Genomic DNA, 14,188 nt, shown 5'->3' with positions numbered 1-14,188 from the left:
TTATATGGAGATGAGATATAGTTATCGAGGTCATAATTGTCCATGTAAACTGTCCAATCACCATTATAGAAATATGCAACCGACTTTCCGCAGATCTCTCCTCAAAAGTAGTATTTTTCACAATTTTTTCCCATCAACCTTATTATCTTACCCTTAACTTCATCCATGTTGGCTATTTGAGTTACCACTTTTGAGTCTACTTCCATTTTTACTTCTGTAATCTCCCTCATCAGCATAAAAGCCCACTTTAATGTGGGCTTTTGAGTTTGTTTCTTTACCTGATCAGGTATTGTCTCCCCTGTTTCTTTTAGCCTTTCTCTTAGCTTCCATTCCGCTACCGAATAAACCATCAGAGTTAAAACCATTATCATTGATAGAGCTTCAATTCTTTGAGGTTTTTTCAAATAAACTTCGGAGACCCTGAAACTTTTGTCCTTTATGAACCTGAACCCTCTCTCCACCTTACTCTGATTCTTGTAGTGATCCAGCATTTTTTCAGCATCAAGATTGAGGTCGTTACTTGCGATTATAAACCTTCCCTGATACTCTTTTTCATTCAGTGCAATTTCATCGTTCCTGACTGCTTTTGCATTTACAACATAGTGGACGATAAGCTTTTCATTCTTTTTTGGCCTTCCTCTCTTGCCGTTTTCCCTTGTTGAAACCGTGGAAATCTCCACGGTTTCCAGTAAACAGTGCGGATTCTCTTTCTTCCATCTTTTCAAAGCTGCTCTGGCATCCTCTTCACAGGCAAACTTTATCTTTATTAGATCTTTAAGATCCTTCTGAGATTCCGTAACCTTCTTCTGGATTTTCCTTTCAAAAGTAATGTCCTTTCTTTTCTGCATCTCAGAGGAGTGAACAAATATCCATTTTTGCTCGATACCACCATATTCAACAATAGTTTCGTAAAATGAATAGCGTGGATCCTCTCCCGGTTTGAACTCAAGATCAGAAACCAACAAATCTTTTGAAAGATTTAGGGTTGAAGGGACACGAGTAATCCACTTCATGCCTTTTCTCATTGATTTGATGTTATTGTCAGAGTATAGAGCACTGTCAGCTATGTAATAAACATCATCAGGGAAAGTTATGTTTTCTTGAAGTTCTTTCATTGTCTCAATTATGGTTTCTTTGTCTGATGCATTACCAGAGTAAGCCTTTGCAAATAATGGGATTCCATATTGATTTGTTATTATTCCAAGTCCAAAAAGCTGAAGGTCATCTCTACCGTCTTTTGCATGACCATATGTAATTTCGATGGCAGAACTGCCATCGATATGTTTGTAGTCACCATAAACGCTAAAATTAGTAGTGTCACTTTGGAGAAGTTGAGTCTTGATGTTCACAATTTCCATCATTTTCAAGGCAAGTTTCATGAAAAGTTGAGTAGAATCTGCTTCATATATCCCGTCAAGAGTTCGCCCTAAAACATCATCGGTAAGATCAGACGCACTGATCCCTGAACCAAGTAGCTTTTCAACAGGAAGAGTTTCAAAATACCGAGAGTACATATAAAGGCGACTGTCAGTGAAACCAAGACAGTTGAGAATCATTGCTTTTACTACAATAGAATGAGCTAACTTGTGCTGCCCAAACTTGTGCAGCACTTCATCAATCACTTTTCCAATTTCAAGCTCATCATAAATGCCAGAAACGATTCCATGATGATCAAGAGAACGTGTTGTAACAAGCATAATGAATTCAGAATCAATATACGATATTTTTGATATTTAGATATTAATGAGGAAAGTAAATAAATTAATCAGACATCTGCGGAAGGTCAGTTAAATGAATCTCACTACTAAAATTTATAAATTAGTCCTCTTGAGCGAAGCGAAAAGGACCGCGTACTCCCGAGGCGCAATTCGGGCGAGGCAGAATTCAGGTATTAATCATGTAAGGCAGAAAACCAGTTTTTAGTTCAGGAAATCTTTGAGAGTATAGCGTGGTACCTGTACTCATAATACATCGATTTCACATACTCCACATGGAAATCACTTCTACGGGCAATTTTTTCAATCAGGTGGGGACTGTAAGAATTCCCTATTATATCATAGGGTTTGTTTTTCAAAAAAGCTGACATCCTTTTCAAGCAATCCAAACATGCTCCTGTAAATATACTCCATGACATGAAATTCTGTGAAAACCATCCGATTTTCCATAAATAATAAAACTTTGGATCAATTATGTCAAAAAATATTATTTTTCCTTCCTTACTTAGATGTTCGGAAGCATTACGAATAAAACCTTCTAACTGTTCAGGTGTGAGGTACTGGACTACTGCTGTTGCCGTTATTCTATCAAACTTCACGTTTAATTCATCCCATACTGTTCTGTCATCAGCAAAGATTAAATCTACATTTCGATACTCGTGCTGCATGACTTTTTTTTCTGCTTCCAGGAGCATGGATCTGGAAAAATCAACTCCAATCACTTTTTCATAATTTGGCACGTAGTGTATAAGAAGTTCTCCTGCCCCACATCCAAAGTCAAGAAGGGTTTTCCCTCCACTCAGGTGAAATAGCTTCTCTTTTGCCTCTTTAGCAAGAAACTCTTCAGTTGAAAACCTGTGTCCGCCTTTCTTTTTATCTGAAAAATATTCTTCCCAGGAAAACTCTGACTTTTTTAATGCTGTTTCCATTGTTAACCATCCTGCTTTTTGCCTGGCCTTCCAATTTCCGGGTTATTTCCTGGAGAAAAAAATAGAAAGTGAGATTAAAGTTCGAAATGATTACAAACGATTGCATTTTTCTGAAACTTATATTGAAAAATATATTTGGTAATACAAATCTCATGGATTATTATAAAGTTTTTGAAATAATTGTTCTGAAAAAAAATACTGTCCTTTTTTATTGTCCGATTTTCTGGAATGACAGGCAAGAAGGAAGGAACTCCTTATCTATGACTTAAAAGCGCTGGGACATAATATTTAGCAGTTATTTAGCAGTTAAAATCAAAAATCTTTGATATCCTGCTATCTTTAAAATAAGAACTAAAAAAATAATTATAATTTAAAGATGCTTTGAATCAGGCTGCTCTTATTGACTTTTGATAGACTTAACTTTGTATGTGTTACTTTTTTCTACAACACAGTACAGTTGCAGCCCTCACTGCACTCTCAGGAGTGAAAAATACAGGCATTCCGGCTTTTGTAAATGCTGAAGCAAGTTCCCGGCTGAACTTTCCGCCTGGAGAGCTGATCAAAATAGGTTTTCTGCAGCTATCGGCAAAGTTTCTTATTTTCTCCGCAACCCCTTCGGTAAGAAGAGGCGGGCCCCATAGCAGGCTAACAAGCGCAAGGTCATATTCTTCGGCAGGAGTTTCCTGCAGGGCAGCAACATAGTGTTCATCCCGCACGCTGCCTGTCAGGTCTATCGGATTTCTTACGGAAGCAAAAGCCGGAAGTTTTTCCTTCAGCTTTCTGACTGCAACCTCGGAAAGTTCAGGGACTTTAAGCCCTGACTCTTCACAGGAATCGGCAATGTAAATGCCTATCCCTCCCCCGTCAGTTATTATCAGGACCCTTTTTCCTTCGACAGGGGAATACCTGTTCAGGACTTTGCAGGCGTCTTTCAGTTCTTCATAACTGGCAACCTCGATTATGCCTGTTTTCCTGAATGCGGCTTCATAGGCTTCATACATCCCGCTAATAGCGCCTGTGTGAGAGCTTGCCGCCCTTGCCCCCGGTTCCCGTTTTCCAACCTTGAGAGCTACTACAGGTTTCTTTTTTACACAGCTGGAAGCAACCTCAAGGAACCTCCGCCCGTTTTCTACGGACTCAATGTAAAGGGCAATTGCCTTTGTGGCTTCGTCTTGTGTAAGGAATTCAAGGCAATCGCTTTCGTCCACATCCACTTTGTTACCGTAGCTTACGACCCTTGCAACGCCTGCTCCCTCATTTGCCAGTTCATCCATAATCATGGCCGCAAAAGAACCGCTCTGCGTAAGCACGGAAATTCCATCCTTGACAGGCCTTTCTATCTTTTCCCGCTCTATGAAAAAGGTATCTACATTTGAGATCGTATCGTATATCCCGAGGCAGTTGGGACCCATAGCCCTTATGCCCTTCTCCTTTAGAAGAGCCCTCAGCTCATCTTCCATCTTCTTTCCGCAGGGCCCCATTTCCCGAAAGCCGGAGCTAACAATTATGGCTCCTTTTATATTTTCCACAGGCGTTTTCAGAATTTCAAGAACAGCTTTAGCCGGGACTGCGAAAATAGCGATGTCAATCCTGTCCTCGATCTCCCCTGGGGACGAATAACATTTGAGCCCCTCAATCTCTCTATAGCCAGGGTTTACAGGATAGATCTTTCCTTTAAAATTCATCTTCCGGAGGCTTTCCAGGATTGTATGGGAAAGTTTCTCAGGGTTCGGAGATGCTCCTATAAGAGCTATGCTTTCAGGATTGAAGAAAAAGTCAATCGATTTTTCGGTATTCATTGCTGTCTCCAGGATTATGCGAATCAATTGAGACCGTTTTTGATGTTTTTTTCTTTCGACCGGCAGGCTTAAAGCTTTTTATCCTGAAGTTATGTTTGAAGTACCGCTTTGCCTTAAAGTACCCCTTCGCCTTAAAGTACTCCTTTGCCTTAAAGTACCCCTTGTTTTCTAAAGCCCTTTCCCCTGCCTGATATAAACTAGGGTTCGTTAGTATAAAACAATTTCAATTCGAGGAGCAGAGGTTTCACTCAGCAATTCACAGTTTTTTTCTTCTTGATTCCTTCTGATTTCGTCTTGATTTCTTTTTGGCTTCCGGGCTCAGTGATCACAGTACATGCAGATAGCTTTCTCGCATTCTTCGTTCTGGAATTTCCACTTTAGCCCCCATCTCTTTATTGCCTGTATTATCTTTACAAAATCTATTCCGCTTTCAGTAAGGTAATATTCGGATTTTGGGGGGTTTGTAGAGTTATCGACCTTTTTTTCTATCAGGCCTTCATTTTCAAGTTCTGTAAGTCTTTCCGAAAGGATTTTCGGGGTTATATATCCAAGCTTTCTTTTCAGCTCATTAAAGCGCTTTTCTTTCTTTTCCCCTTTATGCAGCTCAAGGAGAATATGGATGGTCCACCTTTTCCCGATAATGTTCATTGTCTTGTAGACTGTGCAGTCCTTCATAGTATAAGCATAGAAACTGTCTGATATATAAATTAGTATCTCTAATATACTGGTATCAAAAGGATACTATTATATAATTCAATTTTATAAAAATACTTTTAAAAGATATATCTGTGTATAATATCTGTGTATAATAACTCTATAATAAAAATAAGGAGAAAGGATCAACCGTGAAAGACAATTTACCGGAAAAAGGCGCAATCGTTCAGAGAGACCGTGAGACATACGCAATAGCCCCACATCTCCCGGGCGGAATCGTGGACCCTGATACTCTCATAAAAATTGCTGAAGTTGCGAAAAAATATGGGGCAGCTGCTCTGAAAGCAACCTCTGCACAGAGAATTGCAATTGTGGGTCTGAAAGAAGAGGACCTTGATAATGTCTGGGCTGACCTTGGCATTAAACCAGGGGCAGCAATAGGGCTCTGTGTGAGAAGCGTTAAGTTCTGTCCGGGGACAACTTTCTGCAAGCAGGGAAAACAGGATGCAGTAAGCCTGGGTCTCAAATTGGATGAAAAATATCACGGGATGTCGATGCCTTCCAAATTGAAAATAGGAGTTAGCGGTTGTCCGAACTCATGTGCTGAGCCTGCTATTAAGGATATAGGGTTAATGGGTACAGCAAAGGGATACAACCTCATGGTCGGGGGTTCTGCTGCTGCAATGCCAAGGCTTGCCCAGGTTGTAGCAAAGGAACTTTCCGAAGCTGAGGTCCTTGAAGTCGTGGACAGAATCCTTAACTTTTACAAAAGCTCCGGCACAAAAAAGAGGCTTGGAAAGTTTATTGAAGATATGGGTCTGGACGAGTTCAAAACGCAGGTTGGGTTGTAACTTACGTGTTAAATTATAAATCTTTTGCCTTACAGGCGTTTTATTAAAACTCGACATCCGCTGTTTGACCTCCAGCAACTGTGTGATATGTTTCCTCCATGAATATCGAGCCTTATTTCCTTTCAGGGCTTGAGGTTCAGATTCTCAGGCTCTGATATAGCTGAATCCAGCAAAAAAGCTGGTTTAGAGACTGATCTAATAAGTTTATAGTGATCAGACATATATGAAACGGATTCCAGAATGTATATGCGGGATAAATGGGTGCTCGGTTAAAAACACTCAGGTTACTCTGACAAAATACGGCAGCAAAAAAGCAAAATATAGTCCGAAAGGGGAGAGTTAAATGAAAACTATTGAGATGAAATCTTCGCCGGAAAAGCCTAACCCTCACAATGTGAGCGTACGCTTGCTCTATGATACTGAACACGCCCAGGCGGTACACATCGAACTCAAGCCAGGTGAAGTTTTAAAAAAGCATATCACACCTGTGGATGTGTTTTTCTATATTCTCGAGGGAAAAGGTGTAGTCGAGATAGGGGATGAACAGGAAGAAGTAAGCAGGGATATGCTGATCGAGAGCCCTGCAAAGATCCCTCACCGCCTTCTGAACCCCAGTGACGGGATATTCAGGGTGCTTGTTGTAAAAGTTCCGAGGCAGACTGAGCCCACTCGCCTTCTGTAAAAGGGATTTATGACTAAAAGATATTCGGGCAGGACTGTGGTAAAATTGGCTGAGAAAACAAACCCAACAAAAATCGCAGTCGTCCGCTGTGATATTGTTTCTGAAACCTGTCCCGGAGTAGGCTGCTTCAAAGCCTTCAATGAGAGGAAGTCTCACTTCAAGGAATATGATGGGGAAGCGCAGATAATTGCTTTCTTTACATGTGGGGGCTGCTCCGGAAGAAGGGTTTACAGGCTACTAAAAGCTCTGAAAAAGCATAACCTCGATGTCGTGCACATGAGTTCCTGCATGCTCATGGAGGACAGATATCCGAAATGTCCCAATATATATCTTATCAGAAAGACAATTCGGGATGCGGGTATAAAAGTGGTGGAAGGAACACACCACTAAAAATCCCAAATTTAACAAAATAGGATAAAAGAGTTTACTCCCATTGGCTGAAAAAGCCTTTTGATGGGATAAAAGCTCAGTTCAAAATTTAGTTCTTTTCAAAATCCAAATTGCGAATAATAGACTGAGAATGCAAGTTGTGGGTATACCAGGATGATAAAATGGACCATGATACATCGCAGGATAGAGACAAAGATGTTGAAGAAGATGAAAACTATGAGGGCGCAAATCCTGAGCTTCAGGACCTTCCCCTTCCTACAACCGATAATATCTTGTATTCGATTCTGAACTCTTTAAATCAGAACATAGCGAATTTTCATGCTTATCTAAAATTTAAGAACTATATCTCTGAAGATACCTTAAATACGGAGCTTTTGAAAAGAAGCATGGGCATTCACAGGGATTTTTCTGCTCTCTTTTTACACACCAAAGAAGAACTGGTATTTATTTACCCGGAACTTCTGGAGAAAGCAGAAAGAATACTGTTCAAAGGGGAAGCAGGCACGGATTTCATTAAGTATACCTGTAAAATGAGCAAGCTAATAAATGATTATAAAGTAACATTGTACAGGGAAGGGTATTTGCAGGACTTCAAACTGCAGTTAATGTTAACCGATATCTGATTTCTTCGGCAAATCAAATAATATCTCTCTGTAAAAGGTGTAGACCTAAAGGAAGGGGGTTAATTTTCATGGTAAAACGAACAATTATAAAAATTGACGAGGAAAAATGCACAGGCTGCGGAAAATGTGTTGCACCCTGCGCTGAAGGCGCTATTCAAATCATTAACGGCAAAGCAAAAGTCGTATCCGAAGAACTCTGTGATGGTATGGGCTACTGTATCGGGATCTGTCCTGAAGGCGCCCTCTCTATTGAAGAAAGGCACACAGTTGAATTTAACAGGGAAAAAGCCGAAGCCCAACCAAAAAAGAAAGATGTTTCAATTCACTGCTTTGAATGCGGAGCCGGAGAAGATACCCATTACCTCATGCCCCTCAGGCACAATATGGAAAGCCTCTGGGTCTGTACTCGCTGCCTGCCCAGGTTGATCCATGGCTGATCCGTTTAACCTCAATCTAAATTAGTCCGTCTGCTTGAACGAGCAAAGCGAGTGAAACGGACCTCGTGCTGTTGCACTTGCAGTGCAACTTCCAGAAAATCTCCGATTTCCTGTGCTCCCGAAGCGAAACTCGGGCAGCGAAGCTCGGGAGCTTGAAGAGTAAATAGTCTCACAAACTCACTCAGGCTCTACGTATCTATCTCTGAGACCGTGCAGCAGCATGTGGAACTCTTCGTGCTTGCCTGCACCTATTTCTTCATTTTCCACAATCTCAAAAGAGTCAAGCAACTCCTTTTGCACTTCCACCTCAAAATGGGCATCAGCCATCGGAAAAAGGTTATTATCCTCTTTATCGGTATGCTGGGTCAAAAGCCGGATATATGCCTGTGAATCCTCAATCATGGGCGAGCCTGCTCTGTCCCACACCTTTTTTGAAACTGCCTCTCCTATTCTGCGGACATATTCTCTCCCCTGTTCGTGTTCTTTCTTAAGAGAAGTTATCAACTCGCTTGCACCTGGAATTTCTGCCTTTTCCATTTCAGGGAAAAGGTAAGCCTCTTCTTTTGTGTGATGGCACTTATCCACGAATACTTTCATGAATTCTACGAGTCCCTCGAGGTGCTCCTGTTTAACACTCCTTCCGGACTCTATACTCGTACAGATGCTGTCGAGGATTTTCAGCATCAGTTTGACAGCCCTGTGTTCTTCTCTCAGGTCATCGGTTGGTTTCATTCTATTCTCCCCACTCTTTTATTTATGAATTCAACTATAGATTCATTCCCATCTCTGGCTGGCTGCACTTTATTTTCTCTCCCAACCTGTCCTTTTTGAGAGTTCGCATCCGGAGCCTCAGGGCCTCAGGAATAGATAAATAATATGCACATAGATTTTAATGTAATTTCAAATGGGGGTTAACCACTATGGAAGAGCATAAAGATCTGGAACATGAAGAATTACTGGAAAGTATGAGTGAGAAACTGGGATTTACTCCGCATATTCTTGAGATACTTGGATGTCTTGACAGTGAGTCAACGAAAAAATATAACAGGTGTAACAAAAAGTTGCTGTCAGATGGTGCTCTGCCTGCAAAGACCAAGATTCTGATCGCGCTTGCAGTCGTTGCATCCAAGCAGTGTGAAAGGTGTACTGTTGTACAGATGCAGAGTGCACTCAAGAACGGCGCTACCAAAGAGGAAATTATGGAAGTTATGGACGTCATATTCATAACCTCGGGGGCGCCTGCCGTAGCAGCTTGCAGAGACGCGCTGAAATTACTCAAATGAAATTAAAATATAAACTGAGAACCGTTTAAGGCCAGGCATATCTTTTCCGGACCTTCCGGAGCCAGAAAATTTCCTTATATAATCAGAAACTTTTTGCACCAGATGTCAGTATTTCCTGGCATCTTATGCACCTATCTTTTTTCGAAACTGCTTTAAGATATTAAATCCAAGTTTCGGCATGCAAAATGAAAGGCTCCTCCAGGATATCGGCCTCAACGCCTATGAGGCGGCTGCCTATCTTTCTTTGTTGAAACTCGGTGTTTCCGAAGCAAGCGCCATCTACAGAGATTCGGAGGTGCCCTACGGGAAAATTTATTCTGTCCTTGAGTCCCTGGTCGGAAAAGGGTTTGTGGAAGTTCAGGCTTCAAGGCCCAAAAAGTTCAGGGCAGTTGACCCTGAGCTCTCTCTGGACACTATTTTTGAGAGGAGAAAAGCCGAAGTCGAAAGGGAAATCGCGGTTTTAAAAGGCTCTATCGAAGAAGCAAAACAGGCCCTGGCAGTTATCCCTATTCAAAAGCGAAAAAATGAAATCTTCTGGACAACCGCTATCACTGAATCTGAAATTAAAAAATTTGCTGTTTCTATTTACGGAGAAGTTAAAAAGTCGATCTGTATCCTTCCTCCAGTTTTCGGAATACCAATTGTTTTTTACCTGCTCCCGGAAATAACAAAAGCTATTGACAGAGGAGTCCGGATCAGACTGATGGTTTCCCCGCGTTTCAGAGCTCTTACTTCCATGCTCTCAAATCAGGAGGGAGAAATCCCTGAAAAACTGAAAAAAGGCCTTGATATCAGGCTGGTCCAGAATTTCAACTCCTGTTTCGGCATCGTTGATGATAGCGTAGTCGTCCTTTTACAGCCTCATCCCGCAGACAAGGACAGAGTCCTTTCGGTCGTAAAAATCCGGGACACCGGGCTTGCAAAAAATCTAAAAGAAGAATTTGAACTCCTGTGGAATACAGGAGAAAAACTCGACCTCCACGAGGAACTGGAAAAGCAAACGATCAATAAGAAGAAAACCTGAGACGCTAAACACGGTACCAGCTCCCATCAATCATCCCTCTCTATAGAAAACCAACATTAATCAACTATAGATTAACCTTCTTGAACGAAGCTATCATCAGTACCTTATTAGCCCTCTTGAGCACAGCTCACCGCTAAAAGCTATAACTTAGTCCTCCTGAGCTCAGCTTATTTCTACACTTATAACTTAGTCCTCTTGAGCGAAGCGAAAAGGACCTCGTGCTCCCGAAGCGAAACTCGGGCGGGTAACTATGCCATCAAAAATTATTATTACCATCCCCCCAATTAACCTTCAGATGATTATAGGCGTAATGGGTCCGGAAGGCTCGTATTCGGAAAGGGCTGCAAAGCTCTGGGCGCTGGAAAATGGCATGAGGGCTGCAGAGTTTAGGTACTTCGCAGACATAGAAGATGCGTTCCTGGCTGCAGTTAAAGGAAAAGCAGATATCTCTGTGATTCCTGTAGAAAACTCCATAGAGGGTTCCGTAGGAGTAACTCTCGATCTCCTCCTTGAAAACGAGGCTGTTATAGTTGGAGAAATAGTCGTCAAAATAGAGCACTGCCTGCTCTCAAAAGGAGAGCCTGAGAAAATCAAGGTTATTCTTTCCCATCCTCAGGGGCTTGCCCAGTGCAGGCATTTCCTGAAGAAGCATTTTCCTGAAGCGGAACTCCGAAGTACGGGCAGCACTTCCCATGCAGCCAGACTGGCAGGGGAATTTGAGGAAATGGCAGCAATTGCCTCCCCTGAGGCTGCAGAGCGTTACGGGCTGAAAATCCTGCTCTCAAATATCCAGGACAGAAAAGAAAATCACACTCGTTTTATTGTTATCCGGGCTGAAGAAAAAATTTCATCGCAGAAAACCTTAAAGGCTGCAGGTGATAAAAGGGAGCCTTACTCTGAGCCCTGCAGAAGTGCAGGATATGAGTTACATTCCAGACCCGAAACCCCCGAAACCGGGAAAGAAAAAGTAAGGCTTTCGACCTGCAAAACCTCCCTTATCGTATACCTGGAAAAAGACCGACCAGGGGCATTATATGAACTTCTGGGGGCTTTTGCAAAAAGAGGAATTAACCTTACAAAAATAGAGTCCAGACCCTCTAAAAAGGAGCTAGGAGATTACTACTTCTACATCGATTTTGAAGGTCACACAAGCGATGCACTTATAAAAGATGCCCTGGAAGATATAAAATCAAAGGCTGGTCCAAAATCAAAAGCCAATACATTAAAGGCACTGGGTTCCTATCCGGCCTTCAAGACTTCAGGTTCATCAGGCTTGAATACAGGGACGTAAACAGGTCCCTTCTGGCCGCAGAGGTGCTGCAAGCTTCTCTGGATTCCGGACAATCAGGAGCCTTCAGGTTCAGAAAAGAGCTTCAGGTTCAGAGAGGGGACCCGCTATGATACATGTGGGAGATACTAACAGTTGGAACTTACAGCTAGAACGTGTACCTTTATATAGTATCTTTATATAGTATCTTTCTATAATATCTTTCTATAGTATCTTCACATGTCTTTATGCAACTTTATAGAACATTCTTAAGTACAGCGAACGCCGGGACTTCCGGTTGCAGAAGGGAGCAGAATGGCTCTGGAGATTGAAAATATCGTAAATAAACATGAATCGGTTCTGAAAAAATATAGGGGACTCTATGTTTTTGCAGACCTTCTTGCAGCGTTTCTGGTTCTCTATGCCCTTTTTGTACTCCTTAACATGAGGGATATTTTTTTAATGTTCAGCACCTTCGAACCTTATACCGGTGCAAAATACAGCATACTTGGTGCCGAAATTGCCTTTGAGACTCTGGGGTTGGTTACTCTTGCCTTTATCTTCTCTCTTATACTTACAGCAGTCAGGTTTTACAGGGCTGATAAGAAAGATGCAATTTCCTTTCTCGAAGAAAAATACCCTATACTCAGGGAGAGGATGAGGACAGCCTATGACAACCGGGACACGGATAACATTATTGTCCGTGACCTTATAGGCGGCGTCGTAATCGATTCGAAGCCTGTAAAATCTTCTGTCTTCCTGAATCGAAAGAAGCTTGCTAAGGATCTCCTGGTAACCGTGTTTGCTGTCGCGCTTCTGGCATATGTTGCCCAGACAGGATACCAGACGACTTTCAGCCCTTACGACATGAATGAAGTAATCGAAACCATTACCTTGCCGGGATCGGGTTCGGATCTTGTTTCTGTAGAGGAAGATGGCGGGACTTCCGGAGATCCGCAGAACGATGACGAACTTTTTGGAGAACCTGCCGTTATCGTAGTCGAAGGTACAGAAGTGGATTTAAAGATACCTCCGGGCGCAGGACAGGGCTTTACGAGCCAGGAAGAAGGAGAGCAGAATAACGAATCATTTGTCCAGTCAGGTATCTACAACTCGGACCCCACTGCTTCTCAGGCTTACTACGAGAACCTTCCTGAAGGGTACAGAAGTGTTATTCAGAGTTACTTTGAACAACTTGCAGAAGAATAATATGAAAATTTATATTGAGTTGAATAAAAAATTATCTTAAGCTAGACTTAATTGAAAAAGAATTATCTTAAGCCAGACTTACCTGTATTCGGTTTAATTGAAAGTTATTGAAAGCAATTTTGAAATTACAGGCTGTTTTTTGAATAACAGGCTGTATAGGTAGCAGACTGTATTTGGAGTAACAGGTTGTTTTTGAATGGCATTCTGTCGCAGGAATGAATAAGGTTCAGCAGGAGCGGGCATCGGGACTCGCGAAAAACAGCAATCCAAAGGGTGAAGCAGATATGAGTGAGAATAATATTGATTCAGGTGAGGCCTCCACGACCTACCAGAACGCAGGCAGGATTTTTAAAAATTTCTTTGATGAAATAGGAAATGTAATCGTGGGTCAGAACAGGGTAGTGGAACAGATCATAATCTCAATCCTGTGTGAAGGGCATGCCCTTGTGGAAAGCAACCCAGGGCTTGGAAAAACCCTGATGATCTCCACAATCGCAAAGGCGATGAACCTGAAATTCAGCAGAGTTCAGTGCACTCCTGACCTGATGCCTTCTGACATCACAGGGACCAATGTTATTGAGGAGAAGGATAATAAAAAAGAATTCAGGTTTGAACCCGGGCCTGTCTTTGCAAACATCGTGCTTGCAGATGAGGTCAACCGTGCTTCCCCGAAAACCCAGTCAGCCCTGCTCGAAGCAATGCAGGAGAAACAGGTAACAGTCGGAAACGATACATTTCTTCTTGACCGCCCCTTCTTTATCCTTGCTACTCAGAACCCCATAGAAATGGAGGGTACATATCCCCTTCCTGAAGCCCAGTTAGACCGTTTCCTCTTAAAGGTCCTTGTAGATTATCCCTCCTTTGAAGAGGAGATGGAAATCGTAAACCGTTATACGAAGTCCGAGTTCCCTAAGATCACAAGGGGACTGGACAAGTCCACACTTCTCGATTTGCAGAGGCTTACCAGGCAGGTCCCTATCTCCGAAGAACTCAAACAGCGTGTGCTTTTCATTGTGGCAATGACCCGCAAAGATAAAGAGCACATTGAATACGGAGCTTCTCCCCGTGCGTCCATTGGCCTTATCCTCGCAGCAAAGGCAAGAGCCCTGATACACGGAAGGAATTTTGTGAGCAAAGAGGATATTGATTACATGGCTTATCCGGTCCTCCGCCACAGACTGATCCTTACCTTCGAAGCCGAAAGAAGCGGGATGAGCCCTGATGAAGTCGTTGAGGAAATTCTCAAAAAAGTTAAATGAAACAGCCAGCCAATAATATAAATTGAAAAAATGAAATCTGATAGACCTGTAAATGAGCAGGCTCTG

The 14,188-nt window shown here is 42.2% G+C and carries 16 protein-coding genes; 10 read left to right on the top strand and 6 right to left on the bottom strand.

The window, feature by feature from the left end; all coding sequences use genetic code 11:
* Positions 1–101: 101 nt before the first annotated feature.
* The 4 genes from FXV91_RS12545 to FXV91_RS12530 form a co-directional block, all read right to left on the bottom strand.
* Positions 102–1,697, bottom strand: coding sequence for an IS1634 family transposase (locus tag FXV91_RS12545; protein WP_229390929.1), 1,596 nt, complete (start codon positions 1,695–1,697; stop codon positions 102–104).
* A gap of 227 nt (positions 1,698–1,924) precedes the next feature.
* A complete protein-coding gene (locus tag FXV91_RS12540) occupies positions 1,925–2,644 on the bottom strand; it encodes a methyltransferase domain-containing protein (RefSeq protein ID WP_229390928.1) in 720 nt (239 codons plus the stop codon).
* Between the two features lie 431 nt (positions 2,645–3,075).
* Positions 3,076–4,443, bottom strand: coding sequence for an acetate--CoA ligase family protein (locus FXV91_RS12535; protein WP_229390927.1), 1,368 nt, complete (start codon positions 4,441–4,443; stop codon positions 3,076–3,078).
* 318 nt (positions 4,444–4,761) lie between these two features.
* Positions 4,762–5,118 (bottom strand): helix-turn-helix domain-containing protein, encoded by a 357-nt coding sequence (locus FXV91_RS12530; protein ID WP_229390926.1) that lies wholly within the window; start codon positions 5,116–5,118, stop codon positions 4,762–4,764.
* A gap of 170 nt (positions 5,119–5,288) precedes the next feature.
* Between FXV91_RS12530 and FXV91_RS12525 the strand changes: the two genes are divergently transcribed.
* From FXV91_RS12525 to FXV91_RS12505, 5 genes are all read left to right on the top strand, one after another.
* Entirely contained in the window at positions 5,289–5,948 is a 660-nt protein-coding gene (locus tag FXV91_RS12525; RefSeq protein ID WP_229390925.1) for an NAD(P)/FAD-dependent oxidoreductase, read from the top strand.
* A gap of 343 nt (positions 5,949–6,291) precedes the next feature.
* Complete coding sequence (locus tag FXV91_RS12520; protein WP_229390924.1) at positions 6,292–6,630, top strand: cupin domain-containing protein; 339 nt, start codon at positions 6,292–6,294, stop codon at positions 6,628–6,630.
* A 9-nt stretch (positions 6,631–6,639) separates the two neighbouring features.
* Positions 6,640–7,020 carry a CGGC domain-containing protein gene (locus tag FXV91_RS12515; RefSeq protein WP_229390923.1) on the top strand — a complete coding sequence of 127 codons (381 nt, stop codon included), beginning with the start codon at positions 6,640–6,642 and terminating at the stop codon, positions 7,018–7,020.
* A 161-nt stretch (positions 7,021–7,181) separates the two neighbouring features.
* The gene (locus FXV91_RS12510) at positions 7,182–7,643 is read left to right on the top strand and encodes a hypothetical protein (RefSeq protein WP_229390959.1); all 462 of its coding nucleotides are present in this window, start codon (positions 7,182–7,184) and stop codon (positions 7,641–7,643) included.
* A gap of 68 nt (positions 7,644–7,711) precedes the next feature.
* Positions 7,712–8,080, top strand: coding sequence for a 4Fe-4S dicluster-binding protein (locus tag FXV91_RS12505; RefSeq protein ID WP_229390922.1), 369 nt, complete (start codon positions 7,712–7,714; stop codon positions 8,078–8,080).
* 11 nt (positions 8,081–8,091) lie between these two features.
* On the opposite strand, the gene FXV91_RS12500 is transcribed toward FXV91_RS12505, so the two are convergent.
* Entirely contained in the window at positions 8,092–8,253 is a 162-nt protein-coding gene (locus FXV91_RS12500) for a hypothetical protein (protein ID WP_229390921.1), read from the bottom strand.
* 4 nt (positions 8,254–8,257) lie between these two features.
* The gene (locus FXV91_RS12495; RefSeq protein WP_229390920.1) at positions 8,258–8,812 is read right to left on the bottom strand and encodes a hemerythrin domain-containing protein; all 555 of its coding nucleotides are present in this window, start codon (positions 8,810–8,812) and stop codon (positions 8,258–8,260) included.
* Between the two features lie 188 nt (positions 8,813–9,000).
* Here FXV91_RS12495 and FXV91_RS12490 point away from each other — a divergent pair, with 188 nt between their 5' ends.
* The 5 genes from FXV91_RS12490 to FXV91_RS12470 all read left to right on the top strand — a co-directional run bounded on the left by FXV91_RS12490 (position 9,001) and on the right by FXV91_RS12470 (position 14,122).
* Positions 9,001–9,363, top strand: coding sequence for a carboxymuconolactone decarboxylase family protein (locus FXV91_RS12490; protein WP_229390919.1), 363 nt, complete (start codon positions 9,001–9,003; stop codon positions 9,361–9,363).
* Between the two features lie 178 nt (positions 9,364–9,541).
* Positions 9,542–10,387: a TrmB family transcriptional regulator gene (locus tag FXV91_RS12485; RefSeq protein ID WP_229390918.1), complete on the top strand. Its 846-nt coding sequence runs from the start codon at positions 9,542–9,544 to the stop codon at positions 10,385–10,387.
* Between the two features lie 250 nt (positions 10,388–10,637).
* Positions 10,638–11,678 (top strand): prephenate dehydratase, encoded by a 1,041-nt coding sequence (locus FXV91_RS12480; protein WP_229390917.1) that lies wholly within the window; start codon positions 10,638–10,640, stop codon positions 11,676–11,678.
* A 291-nt stretch (positions 11,679–11,969) separates the two neighbouring features.
* Positions 11,970–12,863, top strand: coding sequence for a hypothetical protein (locus tag FXV91_RS12475; RefSeq protein WP_229390916.1), 894 nt, complete (start codon positions 11,970–11,972; stop codon positions 12,861–12,863).
* A 284-nt stretch (positions 12,864–13,147) separates the two neighbouring features.
* Complete coding sequence (locus FXV91_RS12470; RefSeq protein ID WP_229390958.1) at positions 13,148–14,122, top strand: MoxR family ATPase; 975 nt, start codon at positions 13,148–13,150, stop codon at positions 14,120–14,122.
* The last annotated feature ends 66 nt before the right edge of the window (positions 14,123–14,188 follow it).

The organism is Methanosarcina sp. DH2, from assembly GCF_020804225.1.
GTDB lineage: Archaea > Halobacteriota > Methanosarcinia > Methanosarcinales > Methanosarcinaceae > Methanosarcina.
Note: the sequence above shows the minus strand (reverse complement) of the source record. Positions and strands in the feature narration are given on the sequence as shown.

Excerpts from the sequence above, each read along its gene's own strand:
- FXV91_RS12485 (WP_229390918.1), top strand. The coding sequence starts at position 9,542 with ATGCAAAATGAAAGGCTCCTCCAGGATATCGGCCTCAACGCCTATGAG.
- FXV91_RS12535 (WP_229390927.1), bottom strand. The coding sequence starts at position 4,443 with ATGAATACCGAAAAATCGATTGACTTTTTCTTCAATCCTGAAAGCATA.
- FXV91_RS12475 (WP_229390916.1), top strand. The coding sequence starts at position 11,970 with ATGGCTCTGGAGATTGAAAATATCGTAAATAAACATGAATCGGTTCTG.
- FXV91_RS12495 (WP_229390920.1), bottom strand. The coding sequence starts at position 8,812 with ATGAAACCAACCGATGACCTGAGAGAAGAACACAGGGCTGTCAAACTG.
- FXV91_RS12470 (WP_229390958.1), top strand. The coding sequence starts at position 13,148 with ATGAGTGAGAATAATATTGATTCAGGTGAGGCCTCCACGACCTACCAG.
- FXV91_RS12530 (WP_229390926.1), bottom strand. The coding sequence starts at position 5,118 with ATGAAGGACTGCACAGTCTACAAGACAATGAACATTATCGGGAAAAGG.
- FXV91_RS12545 (WP_229390929.1), bottom strand. The coding sequence starts at position 1,697 with ATGCTTGTTACAACACGTTCTCTTGATCATCATGGAATCGTTTCTGGC.
- FXV91_RS12480 (WP_229390917.1), top strand. The coding sequence starts at position 10,638 with ATGCCATCAAAAATTATTATTACCATCCCCCCAATTAACCTTCAGATG.
- FXV91_RS12540 (WP_229390928.1), bottom strand. The coding sequence starts at position 2,644 with ATGGAAACAGCATTAAAAAAGTCAGAGTTTTCCTGGGAAGAATATTTT.
- FXV91_RS12515 (WP_229390923.1), top strand. The coding sequence starts at position 6,640 with ATGACTAAAAGATATTCGGGCAGGACTGTGGTAAAATTGGCTGAGAAA.
- FXV91_RS12490 (WP_229390919.1), top strand. The coding sequence starts at position 9,001 with ATGGAAGAGCATAAAGATCTGGAACATGAAGAATTACTGGAAAGTATG.
- FXV91_RS12520 (WP_229390924.1), top strand. The coding sequence starts at position 6,292 with ATGAAAACTATTGAGATGAAATCTTCGCCGGAAAAGCCTAACCCTCAC.
- FXV91_RS12505 (WP_229390922.1), top strand. The coding sequence starts at position 7,712 with ATGGTAAAACGAACAATTATAAAAATTGACGAGGAAAAATGCACAGGC.
- FXV91_RS12510 (WP_229390959.1), top strand. The coding sequence starts at position 7,182 with ATGGACCATGATACATCGCAGGATAGAGACAAAGATGTTGAAGAAGAT.